Raw genomic sequence first — 23,770 nt, 5'->3', positions numbered from 1 at the left:
GCTCCGGCTCACTCGATCAACCTGCGGATGCGGTGGTTCACTTCCTCTTGTTCCAGCTTGGCGAGTCCGGACGCGGTTGCCGCCTCCAGTGTGATCTCCAACTGCGGCGCGTCGGCACTGGGGAGCACGTAGATCGAGTCGTCGCCGATCTCCAGCCGGACTCCTTCCGGTACGCTGTCGGAACGGGCTTCCGGCATCTGTGCCAATTCCCGCATGACGCGCCCCATGTGGTCCCAGGGACAAGGGACGACCAGGCTGCCCCGGTGACTGAGAGGAACCGCGCGCTCGAAGTCGTGCAGCGCCATTTGGCGGCGACCGAGAAATTCGAGCAACCGCAACGCCGCGGCGACGGCCCCGTAGCCCAGGTAGAAATGCACGAAATGTATCCACACCTCGCGCGTCTTCGCCCCCTGGACGACGGCCTGTATTTGCGCGGCCACTTCCTTGGGCGTCACGATGACCCGCCGGCCGTTCGATTCGGCCATTTCTTTCAGGAACACGGGATGATCGGGCAGCAGGAAAAGCGGCTCGGAAGGCGGCGCCCCCAGCGTAAAGGCCGCGGCGAGCAGTTCCAGAGTCCGACGGGCATCGAGGACGTTTCCGACCTCGTCCACCAGGCTCAACTTTTCGCCCGACCCTTCGATGACCAGCACGATCTGATGGTTGAGTTTGGCGATTTCGGCAAGGCGCCCGTACGGCACGACGGGAAGACCCGATTCCCCGTATTCCGCCTGGAATTGCGGCAGCCCCTGGCTCTTGAGGATTGACGCGAGTATTCGGGAAAGATTGTCCTCGCCGCAACAGTGCAGCACCCGGCCCATCCAAGGTTTCAGCGCCTCCCGGTCGATGTGGGCACTCAGGTGGTCCAGGTAGCGGTCATCGACCCGCCCGGGATAGGCCAGGCTGCCTACGCTTTCGATCGACAGGCGGGGGAATTCCGCCCGGTAGAAGACGGTTTCGATTTTCCGCCGCACGCCGCGGGTAAGCGGCAGACCCTCGGCGTCGAAAAGCTCGATGACGGCAACGCGCGGATGTTCGTCCGAGATGCGGATATGGACGCCGCCCCCGACACGCCGTCCGAAACAGGTGATGAACCGCGTTTCCGGCAGGCTGATTTCTTCCAGATCGTCGACGTCCACGCCCACCGCCAGAAGGCCGCAGATCAGGGCACGCTTGAGCAACCGGGAAAACGGATGCCCGTCGCGAGCGACGACCACCCGGTTTCCCCGCTGGACCCAGTGGCCGAACGCTTTGCCGAGAACCGTGGCATATTCGGGCGTGATGTGAAGATTGGCGAGGCCACTGATGCCGCGGGAGCCGAAGATCGAAGGCCGCCGCAGCGATTCCCAGATCAGATTTTCACGGATGGTGGTATTGCTGTCGACCGACTTCTCCGGCCATACCAGCACGCCGGAGGCGACGACAACGTTCCGGCCCAGGTGGCAATTCTGCCCGACGACCGCGCCGTCGCCGACTTCGCAACCGGCTTCGAGGATGGTGCCGTCCCCGACGATGCAGTTACGCAAATCCGCCGACTCGCCCACGAAGGCCCCGTTCATGACGATGGTGCGGCTGAGGCTGGCGTGAACGTCGATATCCGCGTCTGCCGCGATTACCGTGTAGGCGCCGATTTTCGCGCCGGTGCGGATGTGGACGTTGTCGCCGATCCAGCACGGCGCCAGCAGCGTCGCGTCCTTCGCGATGCGTCCACCTTCGCCCACCCAAACCTGGTCCTGAACCCGGTTTCCGCCCAACGGCAAATGGACTTTGCCGTCCAGCAAATCCCAGTGGGCCTGCCTCAGTTGATCCAGGGTCCCGATATCGCACCAGTAGCCGTCGCCGACGTAAGCCTGGAGGACTACGCCGCGTTCGATGAGCTTGGGAAACAGGTCGCTGGCGAAATCGTAGGGAACACCGTCGGGAATTTCGTTCAGAACGTCGGGTTCGATGAGGTAGATCCCGGTGTTGACGGTATCGCTGAACACCTCGCTCAGGCCGGGTTTTTCCAGGAACCGCAGTACCCGTGAATCCTCGTCGGTGATCACCATGCCGAACTCGCTGGGGTCGGGAACCCGCTTGAGATACAGAGTGACCTTCGATCCTCGCTCACGGTGGAACCGCCAAAACGCGGCCAGATCGAAATCCGTCAACGCGTCCCCGGCAATGACGAGAAAGGTCTCGTCGAGCCGACCCCCGCCAAGCTTGACCGATCCCGCGGTGCCCAGTGGTTTGCGCTCGATGGTGTAGGTCAGATTGACGTCGAATTCGCTGCCGTCTCCAAAATGGTCCCGGATCAGGCGCGGACGGTAGTGCAAGGTAGCCAGCAACTCCGTGAATCCGTGCCGCCGGAGATGGAGCACGATGTGCTCCATGATAGGACGACCCAGGATGGCGACCATCGGCTTGGGAATGTTTTCGGTCAGGGGTCTGAGACGGCTGCCCTGCCCCCCCGCCAGAATGACTGCTTTCAAGCTGCTCCTCCTTCGTCCTCTTCATCGCGTTTTTCAGCCGCCAACGCAGGTTGGGCGACCGCTCCGAGCCCCGACGAATCAGGCGGACAACATATTTGATATCAAAATAAATTGCGATTCATGCGATCAGAACATGCGAAATGATTTGATAACAAATCCGTTGAACAACATAAGCATGGCAACTTGACGGGATTCCCAACGGTACCATTGACCACAATCGCTCTTTGACGTCAAATCATAGAATCCCTTGTCCGCGGAGTCAAAGTCCGCCATGCGGGCGCAGACGATTCCAACCCCGCAAACCGGCCTCTCGGGCAGGGCTCCGGCAACGGTTCCAAGCGCGAGGTTGACGATGGCTCAGATCAAACGCAGCGACGATTGGCTAGACTCCCTTTACAACTATCTCGCCACTGCCCGCAATTGCGCACATCGGATATTTCACGAGTTGGGCAAATCCGGGCGTCGGTTCTTGCTGCGAACCGACCTGTGCGACGTACTCACGGAAATCTGCGCCGCGGAAGACTGTCCCGATGGACTGAAACAATCGCCGCTCGGGAAAGTGATCCGGTTGAGCCAGGAAGCGATGCTCAACGCCTCCTGGATATATCTCGCGGTGCGCACCGGCGTCGCCCAGTGGCGCTATCTCCGGATCGCGCTCGACACCCTGGTTCCAGAAGAAATATCGATAAGGGAATTCCTGCGCTTCAAGGAATTTCTGGCTTCCGGGCAGCACACGGAAGACGAATGGCTGCTGGAAATCGATTTCGGGCCGTTCTCCAGAGACTTCCCGAAACTGAAGGAGCCCCATTCGATCGGGAAGGGGGTCGAGTTCCTCAACCGCCATTTGTCCCGGCAGTTGTTCGACGAACTCGGAAAGGGCAACGAACGCACCGTGGACTTCCTCAGCATCCATTCTTACCGGGGCCAGCAGTTGATGCTCAATGACCAGATTTCCCGGGTGTCGGCTTTGCGCAAGGCCTTGCGCCTGGCGCAGGAGACCCTGGCCGAGCATCCGCCGGAGACCGGCTGGCAGGACCTGGCCGCCCCCTTGCGCAGCCTGGGTTTCGAAGCGGGATGGGGCAGCGACGCCCGCCGCATACTCGACACCATGCGCCTGCTGACGGACCTGCTCGAGGCCCCGGACCCGGCGACGCTGGAAGCCTTCCTCGCCCGCATACCGATGATTTTCTCCCTCGCCGTGATCTCACCCCACGGTTTTTTCGGCCAGGCCAACGTCCTCGGCCGGCCCGATACCGGCGGCCAGGTGGTTTATATCCTGGACCAGGTGCGGACGCTGGAAAACGAGATGCGCAAACAGCTCGCGGAACAAGGCCTGAATATCGAACCGCAGATCGTGGTGGTCACCCGCCTGATTCCCCAAGCGGAAGGCACGACATGCGATCAAAGGCGGGAACCGGTTTCAGGCACCCGCAACGCCCGCATTCTCAGAGTGCCTTTTCGCAGCGCCTCCGGCGAAATCGTGCCGCACTGGATATCGCGCTTCGAGAGCTGGCCTTATCTGGAGCGATTCACCGTCGACGCGGAGCGCGAGCTGCTCGCCGAGCTGGAAGGATCGCCCGATTTGATCGTCGGCAACTATTCCGACGGCAATCTGGTCGCCACCTTACTGTCCCACCGCCTCGGCGTGACCCAATGCAACATTGCGCATGCCTTGGAGAAGCCGAAATATCTGTATTCCGATCTTTATTGGCAGCACAACGAATCGCAGTACCACTTTTCCTGCCAATTCACCGCCGATCTCATTGCAATGAACGCCGCCGACTTCATTATCGCCAGCACCTACGAAGAAATCGCCGGCACCCGGGAAAGCATCGGCCAGTACGAAAGCTACGCCGCCTTTACCATGCCCGGTCTCCAGCGCGTGGTGGGCGGGATCGACGTGTACGACCCGAAATTCAACATCGTTTCGCCGGGCGCCGACAGCGCCGTCTATTTCCCCTATTCCGACAGCGACAGGCGCCTGACACACCTGCACCCGGAAATCGAAGCGCTGATCCACGGAAACACGCCAAGACCGGACGCCCGTGGTAGCCTCGCCGAGCGCGCAAAGCCGCTGATCTTCGCCATGTCGCGCATGGATTACATCAAGAATCCGGGAGGGTTCATCGATTGGTATGGCAACTCCGAAAAGCTGCGGGACCTGTGCAACGTCGTCGTCATTTCCGGACAGGTGGACCCCGCCCTATCCACGGATACCGAGGAACGCGAACAGATCGAAAAAATGCATGATCGGTTCGACCGGTATCAGTTGGATTCATGCGTCCGCTGGCTGGGCATGCGGCTGCCCAAGCCGCTTGCCGGAGAGATCTACCGGTACGTCGCCGACACTCGCGGAGCATTCGTGCAGCCGGCCTTGTTCGAAGCGTTCGGACTCACCCTCATCGAAGCCATGGCCTCCGGTTTACCGTGTTTCGCCACCTGCTTCGGCGGCCCTTCCGAAATCATCGAAGACGGCATCTCCGGCTTCCATATCGACCCCAATCACGGAAGCGAAACCGCTGGACGCATGCTGCGCTTCTTCACCCGCAGTCGCAACGACCCCGAGTACTGGAACAAGATCTCGGCGGCCGCATTGCAGCGTGTCGCCGCCCGCTATACCTGGGAGCACTACGCGGAGCGTATGATGACCCTGTCGAGAATATACGGATTCTGGCGTCACGTGACCGACCTGGAACGGGAGGAGTCACAGCGCTACCTCCAGATGCTCTACAGCCTGCAACTTCGCCCGCTCGCTCAAACCGTCGGGCCTGGAAACTAAGAACACGCCATGGAAATGCACGAAAAAATGCTGAATGAACTGCGACGCATCGTCCGCTTCCTGGACCTGCAATCCAAGCAACTGCGGAAATCCGGCCTGACAGGGTCTCAGCTCCTCATTCTCAAGGCATTGGAGCAGAAAGGCTCGATGACCGGCCATCAGCTCAGCCAGGCGGTCAACCTCAGCCAGGGCACGATCACTTCGGTTCTGGATCGCCTGACGGCGAAGGCACTGATAAGCCGGGAACGCAGCGAAACCGACCGGAGACGGCTGGTGATCAAGCTCACGGACACCGGACGCCAGGCAATCAGGCAGACTCCCTCGCTGTTCCACGCCAATTTTCTGACCGCTTTCAACCAGCTCTGCGAATGGGAACAGACGTCGATGCTCTCCACCTTGCAGCGGCTGGCCAAGATGATGGATGACGCCCACCCCAAACCGGACAATCTCCGGACCCCGGGAAAAGCCTCCAGCGGATCGGAATTCGAGCCGTTCGACGACTTGGAAGGGACGGGGTGCTGAGTCACGCGGAGTCGGCGAACGACCCGCGGTATTGAAATCCTGATCGGGCGCCTCCACTTCGGGTGGCGCAAAGACTCCTATCCCTATTTCAGCAGAAGGAAGCACATCGCCATGGCCGAAGCCGAAAACCGCGTAACTTTGGGCTTCGAAGCAGAAGTCAAACAACTGCTTCAACTCATGATCCACTCCCTGTACGGCAACAAGGAAATTTTCCTGCGCGAGCTGATTTCCAACGCCTCCGACGCCGCCGACAAGCTGCGCTTCGGCGCGCTCGGCAACGATGCGCTGTACGAGGGCGACAGCCGGCTGCGGGTGCGGATCGAATTCGACAAGGCGGCCCGCACCGTGAGCGTCAGCGACAACGGCATCGGCATGACGCGCGAGGAGGTGCAGCACAACATCGGCACCATCGCCCGTTCCGGCACCAAGCATTTCTTCGAATCGCTGACCGGCGACGAAGCCAAGGACAGCCAGTTGATCGGCCAGTTCGGCGTGGGCTTCTATTCCGCTTTCATCGTGGCCGACAAAGTGGTGCTGGAAACCCGCAAGGCCGGCGCCCCGGCCGAGGAAGGCGTCCGCTGGGAATCTTCCGGCGAGGGCAGTTACACCCTGGAAACCGCGACGCGGACCGAGCACGGCACCCGAGTCACCCTGCATTTGCGCGAAGGCGAGGACGAGTTCCTGGACGGCTGGAAGCTCCGTTCCATCGTCCGCAAATTCTCCGACCACATCTCCCTGCCCATCGAGATGAAACAGGAAGCCGGCGAGCCCAAGGAAGGCGAGGAAGCACCGGCCGAGGTCTGGGAGACGGTCAACAGCGCCTCCGCGCTGTGGGCCAAGAACCGCGACGAGATCACCGACGAGGCCTACAACGAGTTCTACAAGCACGTCTCGCACGATTTCCAGGAGCCGCTGGCCCGCGTCCACAGCCGGGTCGAAGGCACCAACGAATATACCTTGCTGCTTTACGTCCCCAAGCACGCGCCGTTCGACCTGTGGGACCGCGATTCCAAGCGCGGCGTGAAGCTGTACGTGCGCAAGGTCTTCATCATGGAGGACTCGGACAAGCTGATGCCGCGCTACCTGCGCTTCGTCCGCGGCGTGATCGACTCCGACACCCTGCCGCTCAACGTCTCGCGTGAAATCCTCCAGGAAAACAAGCAGTTGGAGAAGATCCGCGGCGGCGCGGTGAAGAAGGTGCTGGGCCTCCTGGAAGATCTGGCGAACAACGAGCCCGAAAAGTACAAGGAATTCTGGAAGGAATTCGGTCAGGTGCTGAAGGAAGGTCTCATCGAGGATTTCTCCAACAAAGACCGCCTCGCCAAGCTGCTGCGCTTCAGCTCCACCCACACGGACAGCGACGACCAGACGGTTTCCCTGGACGACTATATCGGCCGGATGCAGGAAGGCCAGGACAAGATCTATTTCGTCTCGGCCGAGAGCTTCGGCGCGGCGAAGAACAGCCCGCACCTGGAAATCTTCCGCAAGAAGGGCATCGAGGTGCTGCTGCTGAGCGACCGCATCGACGAATGGCTGGTCGGCTACCTGACCGAGTACGAGGGCAAGTCGCTGCAATCGGTGGCGCGGGGCGACCTGGATCTCGGCAAGCTGGAAGGCGAGGAAGAAAAAGCCGAAGCCGAAGCCGAGAAAGAGGAATTCGCGCCGCTGGCGGAACGGCTGAAGAAGGCGCTGGAGGCGCAGGTGAGCGACGTCCGCCTCAGCCACCGCCTGACCGATTCACCCGCCTGTCTGATCTCGGAATCCTACGGCATGAGCCGGACCATGGAACGGATCATGAAAACCGCGGGACAGAGCATTCCGGGCAGCAAGCCGATCCTGGAGATCAATCCCCATCACGGCCTGATCGCGCGCCTGAAGACGGAAGCCGACGAAAGCCGTTTCCAGGACCTCGCATCGGTGCTGTTCGACCAGGCGGTGCTGGCCGAGGGCGGCCAGCTCGACGACCCGGCGGCGTTCGTGCACAAGCTCAACGGTTTGCTGCAGAGCCTGCTCTGACGCCTCTCAGGCCCTTCGGCGAGCGCCGCGGGGCCTTTCCTCAACGCTGGGCGATGGGCACGTAGGGACGCAGCCTTTCCCCGGTATAGATCTGGCGCGGGCGGGCGATCCGCATGGCCGGGTCCTCCAGCATCTCCTTCCAGTGCGCGATCCAGCCCGGCAGCCGGCCCAGCGCGAACATCACCGTGAACATGTTGGTGGGAATCTTCAGCGCGCGGTAGATGATGCCGGAATAGAAGTCCACGTTCGGATAGAGCTTGCGCTCGATGAAATAAGGGTCGGTCAGCGCGACCTCTTCCAGCCCCTTGGCGATCTGGAGGATCGGGTCGTCGATGCCGAGGTAATTGAGCACCTCATCGCAGTGCCTTTTCAGGATCTGGGCGCGGGGATCGTAGCTTTTGTAAACCCGGTGGCCGAAGCCCATCAGCCGGTACGGGTCGTTCTTGTCCTTGGCCCGTTCGATGAATTTCTTGTAGCAGCCGCCGGCCCGGTGGATTTCCTCCAGCATTTCGATGACGGCCTGGTTGGCGCCGCCGTGGAGCGGCCCCCACAGCGCGCAGATGCCCGCGGAAATCGCCGCGAACAGATTGGCCTTGGACGATCCCACCATGCGCACGGTGGAGGTGGAACAATTCTGTTCGTGGTCGGCGTGGAGGATGAACAGCACGTCCAGCACCTTGCGGATCAGTTCGTCCGGCACATAGCCGCGCATCGGCCGGGTGAACATCATGTGCAGGAAGTTGGAGATGTAGTCCAGCTCCGGCCGGGTATAGACGAAGGCCTCGCCCACCGAACGCTTGTAAGCGAAGGCGGCCAGCACCCGCACCTTGGACAGGAGCCTCGAAATGGTTTCGTCGCGCTCGTCGATGGTCTGGTCCGGTTTCAGCAGCTCGGGGTGATAGACCGAGAGCGAGCAGACCATGGAGGAGAGGATCGCCATCGGGTGGGCATGGCCGGGATACGAGGTGAAGAAGCTCTTCATGTCCTCGTGGATGAGCGAATGGTGGTGAATCTTCTCCTTGAACCTCGCGTACTGCTCCACCGTCGGCAACTGGCCGTAGATCAAGAGGTAGCTCACTTCGACGAAGGTCGACTTCTCGCAAAGCTCGGCGATGTCGATCCCGCGATAGCGCAGGATGCCCTGTTCGCCGTCGATGTACGTGATGGCCGACAGGCAGGAGCCGGTATTGCCGTAGCCGGGATCGAGCGTGATGTAGCCGGTCTGGGCGCGCAGCTTGGAGATGTCGATCGCTTTCTCACCCTCGGTGCCCTCGATCACCGGGATTTCCACGACGCCTTCGTTCAGTTCAAGTTTGGCAAAATTCGACATAAGGAATCCATTTTTTTGGGACAGCAATTCAAACTCTGTTACCGGCATCTGGGCCCCGAAACCTCCTGGGCGTGCGGCTTCGCAGACCGGTACCGCTGCCGTGCGATGAATGCATCACGTCCGGGAACCGGACATACTTGGCGTGATCTTAACATCCCTTTTGCATGCGCTGGACATCATCGGTTAGGGTTACGGGCCACTGGTGCGCTCTGATGGGCTAGCCAAAACCGGCCGGGGGCGGCTACCTGAACACGTGGAACGACGAAGGAGAAAAGAGGATGGAAAGCTTTAGAACCGACCTTTTGCTCATTGCGCTCATGGCGATGCTCGCGCCCATATTGGCGGAAGTGCCCAAGAGTTTCCGGATGCCCATAGTCGTCGCGGAAATTCTCCTGGGCATCGTTGCCGGGCCGCAGATGCTGCATCTGGCGGAACCGTCCCTGGTGGTCGACGCTCTGGCGCACCTCGGGTTGACCTTCCTGATTTTCCTGGTCGGCATGGAAATCGATCTCGGGAAAATCGGCATACGGCCGCTGACGGTGGGGGCGCTCGGCTGGACACTGTCTTTCGGCGTCGCCATCGTATGCGTGTTACTTTTCCAGGCAATGGGGCTGATCCATCTGCCGCTGCTCCTGGCAGCCGCAGCTCTTACCACAACCGCCCTGGGAGTGCTTGTCCCCATCCTGCGCGACTTGGGGGAAATCGATACCGATTTCGGAAAGTACGTCCTCGCTTCGGGCGCCGTCGGCGAACTCGGCCCGATGTTTCTCCTGTCGTTCATGGCGATTCCGAGCCATGGCAATATCCTTCACACCCTGTTCGTTCTCTCCTTCGTCGCGATCACTCTGATCGCCGCGAACCTTGCCGTCCGGGTCCGCTCGTCGCCATTGCTCGACCGTCTTGCCCGCTCCATGCAGAGCAGTGGCCAGCTTCCAGTGCGTATCTGCATCGCCTTGCAGGCGCTTCTGATTCTGCTCGCCGGCAAATTCGGACTGGACATCGTCATGGGAGCGCTCGCGTCGGGCATGGTGGCAGGACTCGCCAGTAAAGGACCGGAGGGCAAGGCGCTGAGGTCCAAGCTCGAAGCCATCGGGTATGGCTTTCTGGTTCCCATCTTCTTCGTCACGGCCGGCATTCACTTCGATCTCGGTGCACTGTGGGCCAGTCCACTCGCACCGCTCCAAATCATTATTCTGCTGGCATTGCTTATCCTGGTGCGCAGCATTCCTTTGTTCGTTTATCGCCGCAGCCTGTCGCCCGCGGACGTCGTCCCCTTCATCCTCTATTCGGCGACGGGACTGCCCCTGATCGTCGTGATCACCGAGATCGGCCTGTCGTCGGGCCTCATGTCGTCGGAACGTGCGGCCGTCCTGGTCAGCGCCGGCATGATCTCGGTGCTGGCCTTCCCGATCCTGGCCGACAGGCTGCGAATAAAACTCGGCCTGCCGGCATGAGGAGCCCGAGCCATCTGCCATGAGAAGCGAGCGTTCATGAAAACCCATGCCCATTTCCCCTACCTGGCCGTTGCGGTCCTGTTGCTGCTGCCGTCCTTTCCCGGTTTTGGCGCCGACTCCCCCAAAGAATCACCGTCGATCGAGGACATCGGACACAAGATGAAGGAGACCGCCCAGGCCATCGGCGACTACTCTTCCCAGAAAGGGAGCGAGGCCGCCGACTCCGTGAAATCCGGATTCAGCGAGCTGAAATCCAGGACCAGCGAGCAATGGCAGCAGGTCGACCAGGCAGCGCGGAACACGTCGAAGGAAGCGATCGATCAGGCGTCGACGCAGGCAGACCGCCTCAAGAACGGTTCGCAGGATGCCTGGGGCCATCTCAAGAAAGGGTTTTCCGACGCGTTTTCTTCATTCCGGCGGGCTTGGGACAACGGCGGGGAGGAAGGCGCCTCGAACGAATGAAGCGGCCCGTCGCGGCCGTGGTGCGACATGCAGTACCATCGGTTGCCACTCGCCACTGGAGCCGGGAGACTGCCATGCGAAACGCCTGCTCACCCAGAATCACCCCTTCCGAAATCACGCCGCGGGACGTGTATTACGGCCGCCGCCGCTTCATGCGGACTGCAGCCGGCGCGGCGGCGGCCGCCCTCCTGCCCCGCTGGCTCAGCGCGGGCGAGAAGCTGCCCGGCGTGCGGACGGGCGCCTACGTCCTGCCGGACGCGCTGACTCCCTTCGAAGACGTCACCCATTACAACAACTTCTATGAGTTCGGAACGGACAAGGAATCGCCGTCCCGGACCGCCGGCAGCCTTCAGACCCGCCCCTGGACGGTATCCGTGGAGGGCGAAGTGCAAAAAGCCAAGGTGTTCGACGTCGACGAACTCCTGAAGCTCGCCCCCCTGGAGGAACGCATCTACCGCCTGCGCTGCGTCGAGGGCTGGTCCATGGTGGTGCCCTGGGTGGGTTTTCCGCTGGCCGAACTCGTCAAGCGCGTGGAGCCCACCGGGAACGCCAGATTCGTCGAGTTCATCACGCTGCACGACCCGGCCCAGATGCCCGGCCAGAAGTCGTCGGTGCTGGATTGGCCCTACCGGGAGGCGCTGCGCCTGGACGAGGCCATGCACCCCCTCACGCTCCTGGTCTTCGGGCTTTACGGCGAAGTGCTGCCGAATCAGAACGGCGCCCCGGTCCGGGTGGTCGTGCCCTGGAAATACGGCTTCAAGAGCGCCAAGTCCATCGTCCGCATCCGCTTCCTCGAACAGCAGCCGGTGTCGACCTGGACACGGGCGGTGCCCAGCGAATACGGCTTCTATGCCAACGTCAATCCGGAAGTGGACCATCCGCGCTGGAGCCAGGCGAAAGAACGCCGGCTCGGCGAGTTTTTCAAGCGGCCCACGCTGATGTTCAACGGTTACGCCGAACAGGTCGCCCACCTCTATGCCGGCATGGACCTCAAGAAATTCTTCTAGCGGAAGGAAGCGTTTGCGGCCCGAAGCGAACGCGCTGAGGGCCGCGAAGGCCGCCGTGTTTCTCGCGGCCCTGATTCCGCTGGCAAGGCTCGGCGCCGGCGCCGCGCTCGGCACCCTGGGCGCCAATCCCATCGAAAAGATCATCCGGACGACGGGCTACTGGACCTTGAGCTTTCTGCTCATCACCCTCGCCGTCACGCCGTTGCGCATCCTCCTGCGGCAGCCTTGGCTGGTACGTTTGCGGCGGATGCTGGGCCTGTTCGCGTTCTTCTATGGCACGCTGCATTTCACCGGCTATCTGGTGCTGGACCAGTTCTTCGACTGGCAGGCGATACTGAAGGACATCGCGAAACGCCCGTTCATCACGGTGGGCTTCCCTTCTTTCGTGCTGCTGATTCCGCTGGCGGTCACGTCGACCGATGCGATGATGCGCCGGCTCGGCGGCAAGCGCTGGCAGCGCCTGCACCGGCTGGTCTACGTCTCGGCCGTCGGCGGGGTGATCCACTATCTGTGGCTGGTGAAGAAGGACATCTCCGATCCCCTGCGGTTCGCCATCCTGCTCACTTTGCTGCTGGGATTCAGAGCGATCGTCCTGCTGCGCCGCCGCAGCCGCGCGGTTCCGGCCGCTTGAGCTTTCCCCTCAACGCACCAGGGCCCAGGGGAAAACCACCGTGTAGGTCATCCCGTACACCGCCCCATAGACCGTCAGCCGGCAAGCGCGGCCGATCGCCGGGACGACTCCCGCGCGTCCGGCCGGCGCAGCCGTGACCGGGGCTTCCATCGAGCCGGAAGCCGGAGCCACCGCCGGCGTCGTATCCGCGCCTTCGGCTGGCTTCCGCCGTGCCTTGCGCACGGCGGTCGAGAGTTTCACCTTGCTGTTGTTCGCCACGAGGGATGTCCTTCCAACGATGAGGGTTCAGATGGCGGCGGGGCCGCAAATCCACCGATACAGACGATCGATCTCCTCTGCGCCCTTGCCCCGGGGTTCGAATTCCTGGATCGACTTGCCGCAGGTCAGCGAATGCACATAAGCCGCGCGCTGCACGATGCGCACCGGGGCCAGCGGGACCTCGTAGCCGGCGACGGCCTCCGCCGCTTCGTCCGCCAGCGAGCCGCGCGAGGGAATCGAATTCAGCACCACCGCCGCGGGTGTACCGGCCAGCCGGGCCAGGTCGATGGTGGTGCCGATCGCATGCAGATCGAGCACGGCGGGCCGGCAGGGAATGAGGATCAGATCGGCGGCACGCGCCGCGGCCAGCGCCGCGGTTTCCGAATGCGGCGCGGTGTCGATCACCGCCAGGCCTGCGCCATCGGCACGCGCCCTGTCCAGGCATTGCTGCAGGCGGTTCGCCTGGACCGACTCGACCCGCGGCGTGAGCGCCTCCCGGTTGTCGCCCCAGACACTGGCGCTGGCCTGGGGATCCAGATCGACCAGCGTGACGCTCCGGGCTCCCGCCAGCTCCGCCGCAACGGCCAGGTTGATGGCCAGCGTGGTCTTTCCGGCTCCGCCTTTCTGCGAGATCACTGCGATGGTTTTCATGGCCCAAAGCTACTGGAGAAGACGTATCCCGGTCAACCTGCGCCATGCTGTCCGGCCGGTGCAAAGCCCGCTAAACTCAGGACTTGCGACAAACCGGCCCGGTTCCAGGCCGCCACCCAGCCACCTCTGAACGCCATGATGCTCAGACTGACCCGCAAAGTCTTCGTCGACCTGTCGATCTGGATGATCGGCTTCGGCCTGTTGATCGGCCTCGTCTTTCCGTTCTTCGCGCTGAGCCTGGGGATTCCTTCCTCGTACGTGCTGACGCCCTGGTTCTTCGCCGCCTGCATCGCCGCCGGATTCGCCGTGGGGGCGATGAACATCGCACTGGCGCGCTCGGTCGTCGGCGAGCGGCTGCGCCTGCTGGCGGAACGGATGGGCCTGGTCGCGAGCCGCCTGCAAGGCATGGCGCACGGCGACACGCCCGAAAAATGCACCCCGGAACATTGCGCCATCCAGGTCGATTCCGACGACGAAATCGGCGACGGTGCCAGGGCCTTCAACCAACTGATCCAGGCATTGGCACTCTCGATCGAAACCGAAACGGCGGTCCGGACGTTCACCGAGATGCTGGTCAGCGAACTCGACGTCCATCAGCTCACCGAACAGGCCTTGGCGCTCCTGCTGCAGCACACCGGCGCCGACGGCGGGGCGATCCTGATCGAAGTGGAAGGCGAAATCCGGGTTGCGGCGTCGCAGGGCATCGGCAGCGCCCACACCCTGGCGAACAACGACCGCGTCCGCAGCGCCCTGCGCAGCGAGCGCCGCCACATGGTGAAACTGCCCGAGGATCTGGCCGTGGACGGCATGCTGGCGCGGTTCCGGCCGCGGGAAGTCATCATCGATCCCGTGCTGCACAAGGAAGTGGTACTGGGAGCGGTCGTGCTGGCCAGCGGCCGGGGTTTCAGCGCCGAAGACCGGAATCGCCTGGACGTCTTCGAAAGAGGCCTCGCGCTCGCATTGCACAACGCGCTGCTGTACGACCGGTTGCAGACCCTGGCGGCGCTCGATCCCCTCACCGGCGCCTACAACCGCCGGTTCGGGATGGCCCGGCTGCGCGAGGAATTCAGACGCGCGGTCCGGCTGAACCTGCCGCTCGGCCTCCTGATGTTCGACATCGATTATTTCAAACGGATCAACGACACCTACGGCCATCTGGCCGGCGACCGGGTCCTCGCCCGCGTCGCCAAGACCGCGCGCACGGTGCTGCGCGAGGGCGACGTCCTGGTCCGCTACGGCGGCGAGGAATTCATCGCGGTCCTGCCCGCCGCCTCCCTGCACGACCTGGAATACGTGGGCGAGCGGCTGCGCCACATCGTCGACGACCTCGTACTGATGGACGGCGACCAGTCGATCCGCGTGACCGTCAGCATCGGGGCGACCGCGTACCCCGACACCGACGTGGAAGACGACACCGCCCTGGTGGATCGGGCCGACAAGGCGCTCTACGCCGCGAAATCGGGCGGACGCAACCGCGTGGTCGTCGCCTGATACCGCCTCCCCTCAACTTGCGACAGGATTTGAGCCATGAACATCTACGACTTCGAAGTCCGCACCCTGGAGGGCGAAGCCGTTCGCCTGGACAGCTACCGCGGCAAGGTTCTCCTGATCGTCAACGTCGCCAGCCGCTGCGGCTTCACCCCCCAGTACGCCGGCCTGGAAGCGCTGTACCGGCGCCACCGCGACGCCGGCCTGGTGATCCTCGGCTTTCCCTGCAACCAGTTCGGCGCGCAGGAACCGGGCAGCGAGGCGGAGATCCGACGGTTCTGTTCGAGCCGGTACGAGGTGAGTTTCCCGCTGTTCGCAAAGATCGAGGTGAACGGCGACCATGCCCACCCCCTCTACGCCTATCTCAAGTCCGCGCAACCGGGCCTGCTCGGCAGCGAAGCCGTCAAATGGAACTTCACCAAGTTCCTGGTCGACCGCAACGGCGAAGTCGTCAGGCGCTATGCGCCGACCGCCACGCCGGAGCGCATCGAACCCGACCTCTTGCCGCTGCTGGCCGCCGGGAGCGAGGGCTAAGGCCGGTAGTTGTGGGCATCCAGAATCCGGCCGTAGGTGCCGTCGTTCTTCATCGCCTTGAGCGCACGGTTGAAGTCGTCGACGATCCGGGCGTGATTGGGATTGGCGCGGCTGACGGCGATGTGCAGCTGCTCAAGGCCCACCGGCCGCGGTAGGAACTCCAGGCGGTTCTCGCTTTCGGGCAGGTATCTCTTCGCCGTGTATTCCAGCACGTGCTTGTCGTCGATCACCAGATCGCATTGGCCCTCCACCAGTTCGGTCAGCGCCTCGACCAGGGTGTCGTTGGCGATCTTCAGCACGCCGCCCGCACGGAGAAACCCCGAAGGGTAGCCGTAGTTCTTCACCATGCCGATCCGCAGGCCCCGGATGTCGCCGTAATCCTCGAACTCGATGTCGGTCCATTTGCGCTTGACGAAGCGGACATCGTTGACCAGGTAAGGATCGCTGTAGTCGAGATACTGGGCGCGTTCGTCGGTGTACCAGATGTTCGCGACCACGTCGTAGACGCCGATGCTGGCTCCTTCCAGGTCGCGCGACCAGTCGTCCACCGTGAGCTGGGTGGTGTAGCCGGCGCGGGAAAACACGGCGGACACCAGGTCGATGGCCAGACCGCCCCCCGCGGCGGTCGGATCGACATACGGCGGCCACTCGTCCGCCACCATGCGCAATTGCACGGCCCTGGCGGCCAGGGCAAAGAACAACAGCATGGCGGCCAGGCTCAGCTTCGGCAGTTTCGACATCTTGGGACCCCGCTCCTTGATGAAATTCGTGGGTGGCGCAATGCCGGCGGCGGGCGGAAAACGCGCCCGTGCAGCCGGCCGGTTCGGCCCGGAAGTGTAGAGGGAGTCGGCGCCGAAATCGAGACGTTGGAGTCTCCTGACAACTCATTCTCAGCCTTTGCGCAAGGACGGCCATACCAGCGATCACGGCTGGAGTTACGCAATCCACACACTGCCGTACACCTGGGATTGCGGCCTGTGCAGTTCGTGACACACCTGCTCCGCGCATACAACGCCCAGAGCGACGGCGTACTCGGCGAACTCCCCAAGGCCATGGGCCAGAACCTGTTCTACCCGTCTTCCGTCTTCAACTACTCCCCCACGAATACACCGTCCCCGGCACGGCGCTGCAGCTGAAGGGGCCGGACGATCCGACCGGCGAGGGACGCTGGATACCCGCCACCGCCGTGGACGAATACGGCGCGAAACTGGCGGAATGGTTCGGGGGCGGCGGACCTCGCCGCGCCATTCCCCAACCTCGGCAAACTCCACGCCGGCCGCACCGATCTCGCCCTCATGAGGACCGGCCGAGCGGCGCTGCGGATCATCGATGCTCCGGAGCCCTCGGGATCAATCGAACTTCAACTCCAGGACGGAAACGTCGTCTTCGAACTCGGCACTGTCCTGGATGGCCCGCATTGCCGCCAGCAGCTCCCGCGGCCCGCCGCCGGCCGAAGCGACCGACGCCAGCTGCTCCGTGAACTCGCCGAACGTGAACTCGTCCCCGCTGGGGCGCGTGACCTCGTAGATTCCGTCGCTGAACAGATAAACCGCGGCGGCCGGCGGCAAGCGGAACTCCGCTGCCGTGAACGTCGCATCGCCCATCACGCCGATGGGCATGGCCTGCTGCCGCAGCTCGGCCGGCCCGCCGCCGGCCGCGATGACGATCGCCGGGGGATGCCCCGCGCTGGCATAGCGCACCGTGCGGGTAGCCCGCTCGAACACCCCGTACCAGATGGTGAAATACAGCAGATTGTGCTTTTCCATGGCGAAGGCCTCGTTCAGCGCACCAAGCACCGACGCCGGTTCCAGGAAATCCACCTCCGGGAGGGTACGCCGGCTGATCGCCGCCATGGCCGATACCGAGAGCAGGGCGGGCCCCACGCCGTGCCCGCAGACGTCCAGGAGGAAAAATGCGAAATGGCCGGGATCGACGTCGAAATAGCCGAAGGAATCCCCTCCCAGCGTGGTGGAGGGCACGAACTCCCAGGCGCTGCGGATGGGCCCCGCGAGTATCGGCGCCGGCAGTTGCGAGCGCACGTAGCTCGCCGCCTCGTGCAGTTCCGCCGCCAGCGCGCCGTAGGCCTCGTCGCGCTGCAACTGGGCGATGTAGGCATTGGAATGGTAGCGCAGGCGGGCGATCAGCTCGATGCGGTCGGGCAGCTTGACCAGGTAGTCGTTCGCCCCCCGTGCGAAGGCTTCCGCCTTCACCGTCGGCTCCTCCTTGCTCGACAGCACGATCAGCGGGATGTTGCGGGAAGCCGGATGCTCCCGGAACCGTATCACCAGATCGAGCCCGTCCACTTCCGGCATCACCAGATCCTGGAGGATGATGGTGGGCCGTACCCGCTCCGCTTCCGCCAGAGCCTGGGTCGGATCGCTCAGGAAATGGAACTCCATGTCCGTCTCGTCCTTCAGCAGGCGGCGGACGGCTTCGCCGATGATCTTCTGGTCGTCGATCAGCAGCACGACGACGGGGTGGGCGACCGCGAGCGCCGCGGTCACCCCTTTCTCTTCACTCATCAGAAGCTCCCTGGGAAACTCGTCCCGGTTCCGTTAACGAACGTATGTGCCGCACCACGGCGGGCGCGATCCGATCCAGAGGCAGAACGGCACTGGCCGCTTGCTGCCGGACGGCGGCCCCCGGCATGCCCCAGATGACGCTGGTGTTCTCGTCCTGTGCGATCGTCATCATGCCCGCCCGCCGCAAAGCCAGCAGACCCGCTGCGCCGTCCCTGCCCATCCCCGTCAGCAGCACCCCGCAACCGGCCAGGCCGGGGAGAACGGCGAGGCTTTCGAACAGCCGGTCCACCGACGGGCAATGGCTGGCCTTGTCCTCGGCTTCGACGTAGTGGAGCCGCATCCGGCCGTCCAGCACCATGTGCGCCTCGCGAGCGGCAAGGAACACCGTGGCCGGCCTGATCCGCTCCGGCCGCTCCAGCAGCCGGACATCCAGCGGCGTCTGGCGCGACAGCCAGTGCGCCAGGTTGTCGGCGAAACGCGCGTCCAGATGCTGCACCACCAGTACGGCAGCGGGAAAATCGGCCGGAAGCCCGGCGAGAACGACGCCGAGCGCCTGGGGACCGCCGGTCGAGGACCCTATCGCCACCACCGGCACCCCCTCGCCGTTCGACGGCCGCGCCTGCCGAGGCGCCGGTTTTCCCGCGGATGCCCCGTGGGACGGCGCGGCCATCAGGGCGCCCACCGTCGCTATCTTGCGCAACAGCTCGCCGGCGCCGGCGACTTTCTCGCCGTCCTCCAGCCGTCGCGGCGTCTCGACCGCATCCAGCGCGCCGGCCGCAATGGCCTCGTAGACGCGGGTGAAGGCACCGGCGATCGTCGCCGTCACCACCAGGATGGGGCAGGGAGTCGTGCCCATGATGCGGCGCGTGGCTTCGACACCGTCCATGGCCGGCAGATGCATCGCCATCAGGATCAGATCCGGCCTGTCGGCGGCGCAGCGGGCCACGGCTTCGTTCCCGTCGAGGGCGGTCCAGCAGACCTCCAGGCCCGCCTCCCGCTCGACCACGCCGCGCAGGGTTTCGATCGCCTGGCGGTCCGCGTTTACGATCGCGATCCTCAAACCGCGGCCTCTCCGATCAGTTCCCGCACCGCCTGGATCAGCGTGTCGTCGCGGAACCCGCTCTTGGCGAGATAGTAGTCCGCGCCCGCCTCCAGTCCCGCCATCCGGTCCTCCTCCCTGTCCTTGTACGAAACGATCATGACGGGCAGCCGCTCGAAACGGGCATCGGCCCGTATCCGCCGCACCAGCTCGATGCCGTTCATGCGCGGCATGTCGACGTCGCTCACCACCAGATCGTAGCGGCCCAGCCCCAGCGCATTCCAGCCCTCCATGCCGTCGACCGCCACGTCCACCTCGTAGCCCTGATTTTCGAGCAGCCGCCGCTCCAGTTCGCGCACGGTGATGGAATCGTCCACCACCAGGATCCTGCGGACACGCTGGCGTTCCGGCGCCGAACGGCCGCGCCGCCCGACCGCCAGGCCGCCCGACAGCATCGAGGCGATGGACCGGAACAGGTCGTCCACGTCGAGAATCAGGACGGGCATGCCGTCCTCCGCGACCGAAACGGCGCTGAGGTGCGGAACCTTGCCGAACCGCGTATCCATGGGCCTGACCACCAGTTCGGACTCGCCGAGAAAGTCGTCGACCTCGATGGCAAAGGCTTCCCCCTGGTTCATCAGAACCACCGCATGGATGCGGTCCGCCATCGTATCCGGAGCCTCCATTCCCAGCAGCTCGCGGGCGGCGACGAGGGCGACGTTCGCGCCGTCCGCGACGAAATAGCTTCGGCCCTCGATGGTCTTGAGTTCGGAAGGCTCCAGTGCCGCCAGGTAGCCGATTCGCGCCAGGGGGAAGGCATAGGGTTCGCCACCGAGCCGGACCAGCAGGGCGCGGACCACCGAGCGGGTGACCGGAAGCTGGAGCCGGAACACCGTGCCACGGCCGGCCGCCGACTCGACCGACGCCGAGCCGCCTTCGGCATGCACCATGGATTGCACCACGTCCAGACCCACGCCGCGGCCCGATACCCGGCTGGTCACGTCGCGCGTCGACAGCCCCGGCAGAAACAGGAAGTCGAACAGCTCCGCGTCGGTCATCTGCGTCGCCAGCGCCGCCGTGGTCAGGTTGCGTTCGACGATCTTCCGCCGGAGCCGCTCGCGGTCCACGCCGCGGCCGTCGTCGCTCACCGAGATCAGCAGCAGCCCGGCGTGATGACGCGCCTCGAGGCGGAGGCTGCCGGTTTCCGGCTTCCCCGACGCCCGCCGCTGCTCCGGCGGCTCCAGGCCGTGATCCAGCGCGTTCCGGAGCAGATGGCCGAGTGGCGCCTCCAGCTTGGCGAGGATGTCACGGTCGACCAGGGTGGTGCCGCCGCCGATCTCGAAATGGACCTGCTTGCCGAGCTCCCGCGCCAGATCGCGAACCTGGCGCGGAAACGAACGCGTCCCTTCCTCGAAAGGACGCATCCGGCCGGCCACCACTTCCCTGAACTGGGATTCGGCGGTCGACGCCGCGCGGCGCGCGTGGGCATCCAGCTCCTCGAGCGTCCGCCCCAGCCCGCCGCGTATCTCCTCCAGCAGCCGGAGCGCACTCGCCCCTTGATCTTCTTTCTGCAGCACGGCCGCCAGCCGGCCCAACCCCCGGCGAGTGGTCTCCAGGCCGGCGAGCATGTCCTCCATGCGGTGCGCCTCGACCAGTGACTCGGAGGCCAGGCTGATGATCCGGTTGAGCACCTCGGCGCTGATCTTGACGGAGCGGTCCGGCGCCCCGGTGGACACGGGTTCCGGTACCGGCGCGGCGGACACCGCCACGGCTTCGGTTTCGGAAGGAGGCGGCGCCGCTTCGGCGATTGCCGGCGGCTCCGCCGGCCCGGAGGAGCCGCCGGCCGTACCCGGTTCCACCTGCTCGAGATGCCGCAGACGGCGCTCCAGATCGTCCGCCGCGTCCGCCTGCGCCACCAGCCAGGCCGGCAGGTCCGACTCGTCCACCTGCGCCAGGGCGACGATCCAGTCGACGCCCTTGAGCAGCACGTCGACCCGCGCCGGACTCAGTTCCAGCCTGCCTTCCTTGGCCGCCACCAGCCCGTCCTCCATGGCGTGGGCGATGCCGACCGCCGCATCCAGCCCCAAGACCCGCGCCGCCCCCTTGAGCGAATGGGCGGCGCGCATGAGCGGTTCGATCTGCCCGGGTCCGGCCGGCCCCGCTTCCAACGCGATCAGGCCCGCGGTCAGGACGCCCGCATGGGTGTCGACTTCCTCCCGGAACAGATCCAGCAGGGCGAAATCGCTCATCGCAGCATGGCCTCGAGCGCTCCGAACAGACGTTCGGCGTCCAGCACCGCTATGCTTCCCACATGATGCCTCACCAGCCACCGGGTGTAAGCGTCGGCGGCCCTGCCGACCGTCGCCGGCGGCCTGCTTTCCTCGTCCAGGATCAGACGCCTCGCGCCCAGGATGGCTCCGACCGGAAACACCAGCCGGCGCCCCTCCCCGCCGCAGACCAGGACCACTCCACTTGCGGAATCGGCTTCGCTTTCGATGCCCAGGACGGCGGCGAGGGAAAAATACGGAATCAGATCGCCGCGCACACTCATGATTCCCAGGAATTCGTTCCCGCTGCGGTGCGGAACGCTCCGCCAGAGGCCCGGCGCGATGCCTTCCCGCACCCACTCCGCCGGCAAGGCAAACCATTCCGCCCCCAGCCGGAAGACCACCAGCGACGTCCGTTCCGCGGCGTCCTCGTCCGTCACGGCCGAGAGCTGTTCGGTCCAGCGCTCGATGCTGTCCTCCGCAGGCGGGCGGTCGAACAGCGCACGGCCCGCGGCCTGATAAACGCCGCAACTGCGACAATGGATCACCTCGGCGAGGCGGGGGCACTCACGGCTGCCGTAGATGCCGATCCGGTTCCAGCAGCTTTCCTCCGAGATTCCGGCTTCCGTCATTGCCCACCCTCACCGGCGGCGGAGCGGTTGCGGAAGTGGCGGGCGCGCTCCTCATCCCCGCGCCGCTCGTGCAGGGCGGCCATGTGCAGCAGGCTTTCGCCGTGCGTGGGGGCCAGATAAAGCGCCTGGCGGAAATATTTCAGCGCTTCGTCCTCCCGGTTGGCGGCCGACATGACGATCCCGAGCAAGGCGTGGACCTCCGGATCGTGCGGGTGTGAAGCCAGATAGCCGAGACAGAGGCGTTCCGCGGCCGTGTAGTCCCCACCGTCCGCCAGGGCGCGCGCGGTGCTCAGCGTCGCGACGTCATCCGACGGCGCGGCACGCGCGGCTTCCTTGGCGCCAGAGGGCAGGTCCGGCCCCGAAGGCTTCGCTCCGGCCAGGGCGTCGCGCCTGGCCGCCTTGATGGGCACCGGCCTGGAGGGAGGAACGGGAGGGATCTCCGCTTCGGCCGCGTCCTGCCGTATCCAGGAGAACGCTCCGGCCGCGCCATGCCGCCGGAAACCGCGGTCGAGCCCGCCGATGCCGTCGGCATGCCCCAGAACCAGCAACCCGCCCGGATCGAGCGCCTCACGGCACCGTCCAATGATTCGGGCCCTGAGATCGGCCTTCAAATAGATGAGCACGTTGCGGCAAAACACCGCGTGGTAGCGCCGGCTGCCGTCGCCCCAGCCCGCCCCGCCCAGGTGGGCGACCCGGAACTCGACGTCGCCGCGCAGCCCGTCCTGCACACGGTAGCGGCCGTGACCGATCTCATCGAAATAGCGGCTGCGCCAGGTCCCGTCCCCCGGATTCCGGAACGAGCGTCCGCCGTAGATTCCCACACTGGCCGCCTCGATGGCCCTGGCGCTGATATCCAGGGCTTCGACCCGGACATCCCCCTTTTCCAACCCGGCCTCCCGCAGCGCGATGACGATGGACCAGGGCTCCTCCCCCGTCGAACAGCCCAGGCTGAGGACCCGGAACGGCCCAGTCCGCCGCTCCAGCCGATGCCGGGCGGCGGACTCGGCCAGCGCTTCGAAGGCCGGCGGCTCCCGGAAAAACCAGGTTTCGGGCACCAATACCGCCTCCAGCAGACGCGCCCGTTCCTCCGCATCAGCCGCCAGCATCGCCGGGTAGGCCGCGGCGGCACAGCCGGCGGCATGGAGCCGCCGTTTCAAGGCGCATTCGACGGCGGCTTCGCCCAAAGCGCGCGGCTCGAGTCCGGCTGCCGCCAGCCAGTCCCGCAGCCAGCCGATGTCGCCATTCAGCCGCACCGGTCCACCCCGGCGCACAAACGGGCCAGTTCCTCGGTCGCCAGAGGCTGCCAATGGACGAGCTGCAGCAGAACCCGGTCCAGCCCGGCCACCTCGCCCAACCACTCGGCGCCGGGAATGCTGACGCCGGTCTTGCGGAGCGCGTCCCGATCGACGGTCTCCGTACCCGTCACCCGCTCGGCCAGCAGCCCCAGGGCGGGCCTGGCCTCCAAGTCTTGGGCATTCCCGACCAGGAGCAGACGCGTGCTGAGGAGGCTGCGGGCGGGCTGCCCCGCGATCAGCAGGCTCAGATCGACAGCCGGCAAAACGGCGCCGCGATAACGGAAGACGCCCGCCACCCAGGCCGGCGCCTGCGGCAGCGGACGCAGCCTGGGTACCTGCGCCACCGTGAAGACATCGGCGGCGGGCAGTGCATAATGCTCACCGCCGATCTGGAAGGGTACGAGCAACATAG

General features: G+C 64.7%; 21 protein-coding genes. 10 read left to right on the top strand and 11 right to left on the bottom strand.

Translation table 11 applies throughout. The annotated features are described in order from the left end of the window. Nucleotides 1–8: 8 nt before the first annotated feature. Nucleotides 9–2,471 carry a sugar phosphate nucleotidyltransferase gene (locus ABZN20_RS18515; protein ID WP_367026202.1) on the bottom strand — a complete coding sequence of 821 codons (2,463 nt, stop codon included), beginning with the start codon at nucleotides 2,469–2,471 and terminating at the stop codon, nucleotides 9–11. A gap of 352 nt (nucleotides 2,472–2,823) precedes the next feature. On the opposite strand from ABZN20_RS18515, the gene ABZN20_RS18510 reads away from it, so the two are divergent. From ABZN20_RS18510 to htpG, 3 genes are all read left to right on the top strand, one after another. Next, a complete protein-coding gene (locus tag ABZN20_RS18510) occupies nucleotides 2,824–5,250 on the top strand; it encodes a sucrose synthase (RefSeq protein ID WP_367026201.1) in 2,427 nt (808 codons plus the stop codon). A gap of 9 nt (nucleotides 5,251–5,259) precedes the next feature. Beyond that, nucleotides 5,260–5,772 (top strand): MarR family winged helix-turn-helix transcriptional regulator, encoded by a 513-nt coding sequence (locus ABZN20_RS18505; protein ID WP_218805878.1) that lies wholly within the window; start codon nucleotides 5,260–5,262, stop codon nucleotides 5,770–5,772. A 111-nt stretch (nucleotides 5,773–5,883) separates the two neighbouring features. Further along, entirely contained in the window at nucleotides 5,884–7,788 is a 1,905-nt protein-coding gene (gene htpG / locus ABZN20_RS18500; protein ID WP_367026200.1) for a molecular chaperone HtpG, read from the top strand. A gap of 40 nt (nucleotides 7,789–7,828) precedes the next feature. Here the strand turns inward: htpG and ABZN20_RS18495 are convergent, their stop codons facing one another. Then, nucleotides 7,829–9,118 carry a citrate synthase gene (locus tag ABZN20_RS18495; RefSeq protein ID WP_218805876.1) on the bottom strand — a complete coding sequence of 430 codons (1,290 nt, stop codon included), beginning with the start codon at nucleotides 9,116–9,118 and terminating at the stop codon, nucleotides 7,829–7,831. A gap of 278 nt (nucleotides 9,119–9,396) precedes the next feature. Between ABZN20_RS18495 and ABZN20_RS18490 the strand changes: the two genes are divergently transcribed. The 4 genes from ABZN20_RS18490 to ABZN20_RS18475 all read left to right on the top strand — a co-directional run bounded on the left by ABZN20_RS18490 (nucleotide 9,397) and on the right by ABZN20_RS18475 (nucleotide 12,672). Then, on the top strand, nucleotides 9,397–10,572 hold the full coding sequence (locus ABZN20_RS18490) for a cation:proton antiporter (RefSeq protein WP_367026199.1): 1,176 nt from the start codon (nucleotides 9,397–9,399) through the stop codon (nucleotides 10,570–10,572). A 36-nt stretch (nucleotides 10,573–10,608) separates the two neighbouring features. After that, nucleotides 10,609–11,034 carry a hypothetical protein gene (locus ABZN20_RS18485; protein ID WP_367026198.1) on the top strand — a complete coding sequence of 142 codons (426 nt, stop codon included), beginning with the start codon at nucleotides 10,609–10,611 and terminating at the stop codon, nucleotides 11,032–11,034. A 74-nt stretch (nucleotides 11,035–11,108) separates the two neighbouring features. Then, on the top strand, nucleotides 11,109–12,041 hold the full coding sequence (gene msrP, locus ABZN20_RS18480) for a protein-methionine-sulfoxide reductase catalytic subunit MsrP (RefSeq protein ID WP_367026197.1): 933 nt from the start codon (nucleotides 11,109–11,111) through the stop codon (nucleotides 12,039–12,041). Nucleotides 12,042–12,054: 13 nt separating this feature from the next. Continuing rightward, nucleotides 12,055–12,672 carry a sulfite oxidase heme-binding subunit YedZ gene (locus ABZN20_RS18475; protein WP_367026196.1) on the top strand — a complete coding sequence of 206 codons (618 nt, stop codon included), beginning with the start codon at nucleotides 12,055–12,057 and terminating at the stop codon, nucleotides 12,670–12,672. 9 nt (nucleotides 12,673–12,681) lie between these two features. Here ABZN20_RS18475 and ABZN20_RS18470 read toward each other — a convergent pair whose 3' ends face one another. Beyond that, the gene (locus tag ABZN20_RS18470; RefSeq protein WP_367026195.1) at nucleotides 12,682–12,930 is read right to left on the bottom strand and encodes a hypothetical protein; all 249 of its coding nucleotides are present in this window, start codon (nucleotides 12,928–12,930) and stop codon (nucleotides 12,682–12,684) included. Between the two features lie 27 nt (nucleotides 12,931–12,957). Beyond that, nucleotides 12,958–13,581, bottom strand: coding sequence for a ParA family partition ATPase (gene parA, locus ABZN20_RS18465; RefSeq protein WP_218805870.1), 624 nt, complete (start codon nucleotides 13,579–13,581; stop codon nucleotides 12,958–12,960). Between the two features lie 135 nt (nucleotides 13,582–13,716). On the opposite strand from parA, the gene ABZN20_RS18460 reads away from it, so the two are divergent. Together ABZN20_RS18460 and ABZN20_RS18455 are read left to right on the top strand one after the other, a co-directional pair. Further along, the gene (locus ABZN20_RS18460; protein ID WP_255556295.1) at nucleotides 13,717–15,072 is read left to right on the top strand and encodes a GGDEF domain-containing protein; all 1,356 of its coding nucleotides are present in this window, start codon (nucleotides 13,717–13,719) and stop codon (nucleotides 15,070–15,072) included. A gap of 36 nt (nucleotides 15,073–15,108) precedes the next feature. Then, on the top strand, nucleotides 15,109–15,603 hold the full coding sequence (locus tag ABZN20_RS18455) for a glutathione peroxidase (protein WP_367026194.1): 495 nt from the start codon (nucleotides 15,109–15,111) through the stop codon (nucleotides 15,601–15,603). Here ABZN20_RS18455 and ABZN20_RS18450 read toward each other — a convergent pair. Continuing rightward, nucleotides 15,600–16,343, bottom strand: coding sequence for a substrate-binding periplasmic protein (locus tag ABZN20_RS18450; protein ID WP_367026193.1), 744 nt, complete (start codon nucleotides 16,341–16,343; stop codon nucleotides 15,600–15,602). The genes ABZN20_RS18455 and ABZN20_RS18450 overlap by 4 nt on opposite strands. A 237-nt stretch (nucleotides 16,344–16,580) precedes the next feature. Here ABZN20_RS18450 and ABZN20_RS18445 point away from each other — a divergent pair, with 237 nt between their 5' ends. Then, nucleotides 16,581–16,739, top strand: a complete 159-nt coding sequence (locus ABZN20_RS18445; protein ID WP_218805867.1) for a hypothetical protein — start codon at nucleotides 16,581–16,583, stop codon at nucleotides 16,737–16,739. A 213-nt stretch (nucleotides 16,740–16,952) separates the two neighbouring features. Here the strand turns inward: ABZN20_RS18445 and ABZN20_RS18440 are convergent, their stop codons facing one another. From ABZN20_RS18440 to ABZN20_RS18415, 6 genes are read right to left on the bottom strand one after another with little or no spacing between them, the layout of a single operon-like run. Next, nucleotides 16,953–18,125 carry a fused response regulator/phosphatase gene (locus tag ABZN20_RS18440; RefSeq protein WP_367026192.1) on the bottom strand — a complete coding sequence of 391 codons (1,173 nt, stop codon included), beginning with the start codon at nucleotides 18,123–18,125 and terminating at the stop codon, nucleotides 16,953–16,955. Beyond that, a complete protein-coding gene (cheB, locus tag ABZN20_RS18435; protein WP_367026191.1) occupies nucleotides 18,118–19,185 on the bottom strand; it encodes a chemotaxis-specific protein-glutamate methyltransferase CheB in 1,068 nt (355 codons plus the stop codon). The genes ABZN20_RS18440 and cheB overlap by 8 nt, the downstream gene beginning before the upstream one ends. Then, a complete protein-coding gene (locus ABZN20_RS18430) occupies nucleotides 19,182–21,413 on the bottom strand; it encodes a hybrid sensor histidine kinase/response regulator (RefSeq protein ID WP_367026190.1) in 2,232 nt (743 codons plus the stop codon). Before ABZN20_RS18430 ends, cheB begins: the two co-directional genes overlap by 4 nt. Further along, nucleotides 21,410–22,063 (bottom strand): chemotaxis protein CheW, encoded by a 654-nt coding sequence (locus tag ABZN20_RS18425; RefSeq protein ID WP_218805863.1) that lies wholly within the window; start codon nucleotides 22,061–22,063, stop codon nucleotides 21,410–21,412. Before ABZN20_RS18425 ends, ABZN20_RS18430 begins: the two co-directional genes overlap by 4 nt. After that, nucleotides 22,060–23,316: a CheR family methyltransferase gene (locus ABZN20_RS18420; protein ID WP_218805862.1), complete on the bottom strand. Its 1,257-nt coding sequence runs from the start codon at nucleotides 23,314–23,316 to the stop codon at nucleotides 22,060–22,062. Before ABZN20_RS18420 ends, ABZN20_RS18425 begins: the two co-directional genes overlap by 4 nt. Continuing rightward, nucleotides 23,307–23,768 (bottom strand): chemotaxis protein CheW, encoded by a 462-nt coding sequence (locus ABZN20_RS18415; RefSeq protein WP_218805861.1) that lies wholly within the window; start codon nucleotides 23,766–23,768, stop codon nucleotides 23,307–23,309. Before ABZN20_RS18415 ends, ABZN20_RS18420 begins: the two co-directional genes overlap by 10 nt. Between the last annotated feature and the right edge of the window lie 2 nt (nucleotides 23,769–23,770).

It is taken from the genome of Methylococcus sp. ANG (assembly GCF_040730495.1).
In the GTDB taxonomy this organism is placed as follows: Bacteria; Pseudomonadota; Gammaproteobacteria; order Methylococcales; family Methylococcaceae; genus Methylococcus.
This window is presented reverse-complemented; position numbering and strand designations above follow the sequence as displayed.

Excerpts from the sequence above, each read along its gene's own strand:
- ABZN20_RS18510 (WP_367026201.1), top strand. The coding sequence starts at position 2,824 with ATGGCTCAGATCAAACGCAGCGACGATTGGCTAGACTCCCTTTACAAC.
- ABZN20_RS18505 (WP_218805878.1), top strand. The coding sequence starts at position 5,260 with ATGGAAATGCACGAAAAAATGCTGAATGAACTGCGACGCATCGTCCGC.
- htpG (WP_367026200.1), top strand. The coding sequence starts at position 5,884 with ATGGCCGAAGCCGAAAACCGCGTAACTTTGGGCTTCGAAGCAGAAGTC.
- ABZN20_RS18495 (WP_218805876.1), bottom strand. The coding sequence starts at position 9,118 with ATGTCGAATTTTGCCAAACTTGAACTGAACGAAGGCGTCGTGGAAATC.
- ABZN20_RS18490 (WP_367026199.1), top strand. The coding sequence starts at position 9,397 with ATGGAAAGCTTTAGAACCGACCTTTTGCTCATTGCGCTCATGGCGATG.
- ABZN20_RS18485 (WP_367026198.1), top strand. The coding sequence starts at position 10,609 with ATGAAAACCCATGCCCATTTCCCCTACCTGGCCGTTGCGGTCCTGTTG.
- msrP (WP_367026197.1), top strand. The coding sequence starts at position 11,109 with ATGCGAAACGCCTGCTCACCCAGAATCACCCCTTCCGAAATCACGCCG.
- parA (WP_218805870.1), bottom strand. The coding sequence starts at position 13,581 with ATGAAAACCATCGCAGTGATCTCGCAGAAAGGCGGAGCCGGAAAGACC.
- ABZN20_RS18460 (WP_255556295.1), top strand. The coding sequence starts at position 13,717 with ATGATGCTCAGACTGACCCGCAAAGTCTTCGTCGACCTGTCGATCTGG.
- ABZN20_RS18455 (WP_367026194.1), top strand. The coding sequence starts at position 15,109 with ATGAACATCTACGACTTCGAAGTCCGCACCCTGGAGGGCGAAGCCGTT.
- ABZN20_RS18450 (WP_367026193.1), bottom strand. The coding sequence starts at position 16,343 with ATGTCGAAACTGCCGAAGCTGAGCCTGGCCGCCATGCTGTTGTTCTTT.
- ABZN20_RS18440 (WP_367026192.1), bottom strand. The coding sequence starts at position 18,125 with ATGAGTGAAGAGAAAGGGGTGACCGCGGCGCTCGCGGTCGCCCACCCC.
- ABZN20_RS18430 (WP_367026190.1), bottom strand. The coding sequence starts at position 21,413 with ATGAGCGATTTCGCCCTGCTGGATCTGTTCCGGGAGGAAGTCGACACC.
- ABZN20_RS18425 (WP_218805863.1), bottom strand. The coding sequence starts at position 22,063 with ATGACGGAAGCCGGAATCTCGGAGGAAAGCTGCTGGAACCGGATCGGC.
- ABZN20_RS18415 (WP_218805861.1), bottom strand. The coding sequence starts at position 23,768 with ATGTTGCTCGTACCCTTCCAGATCGGCGGTGAGCATTATGCACTGCCC.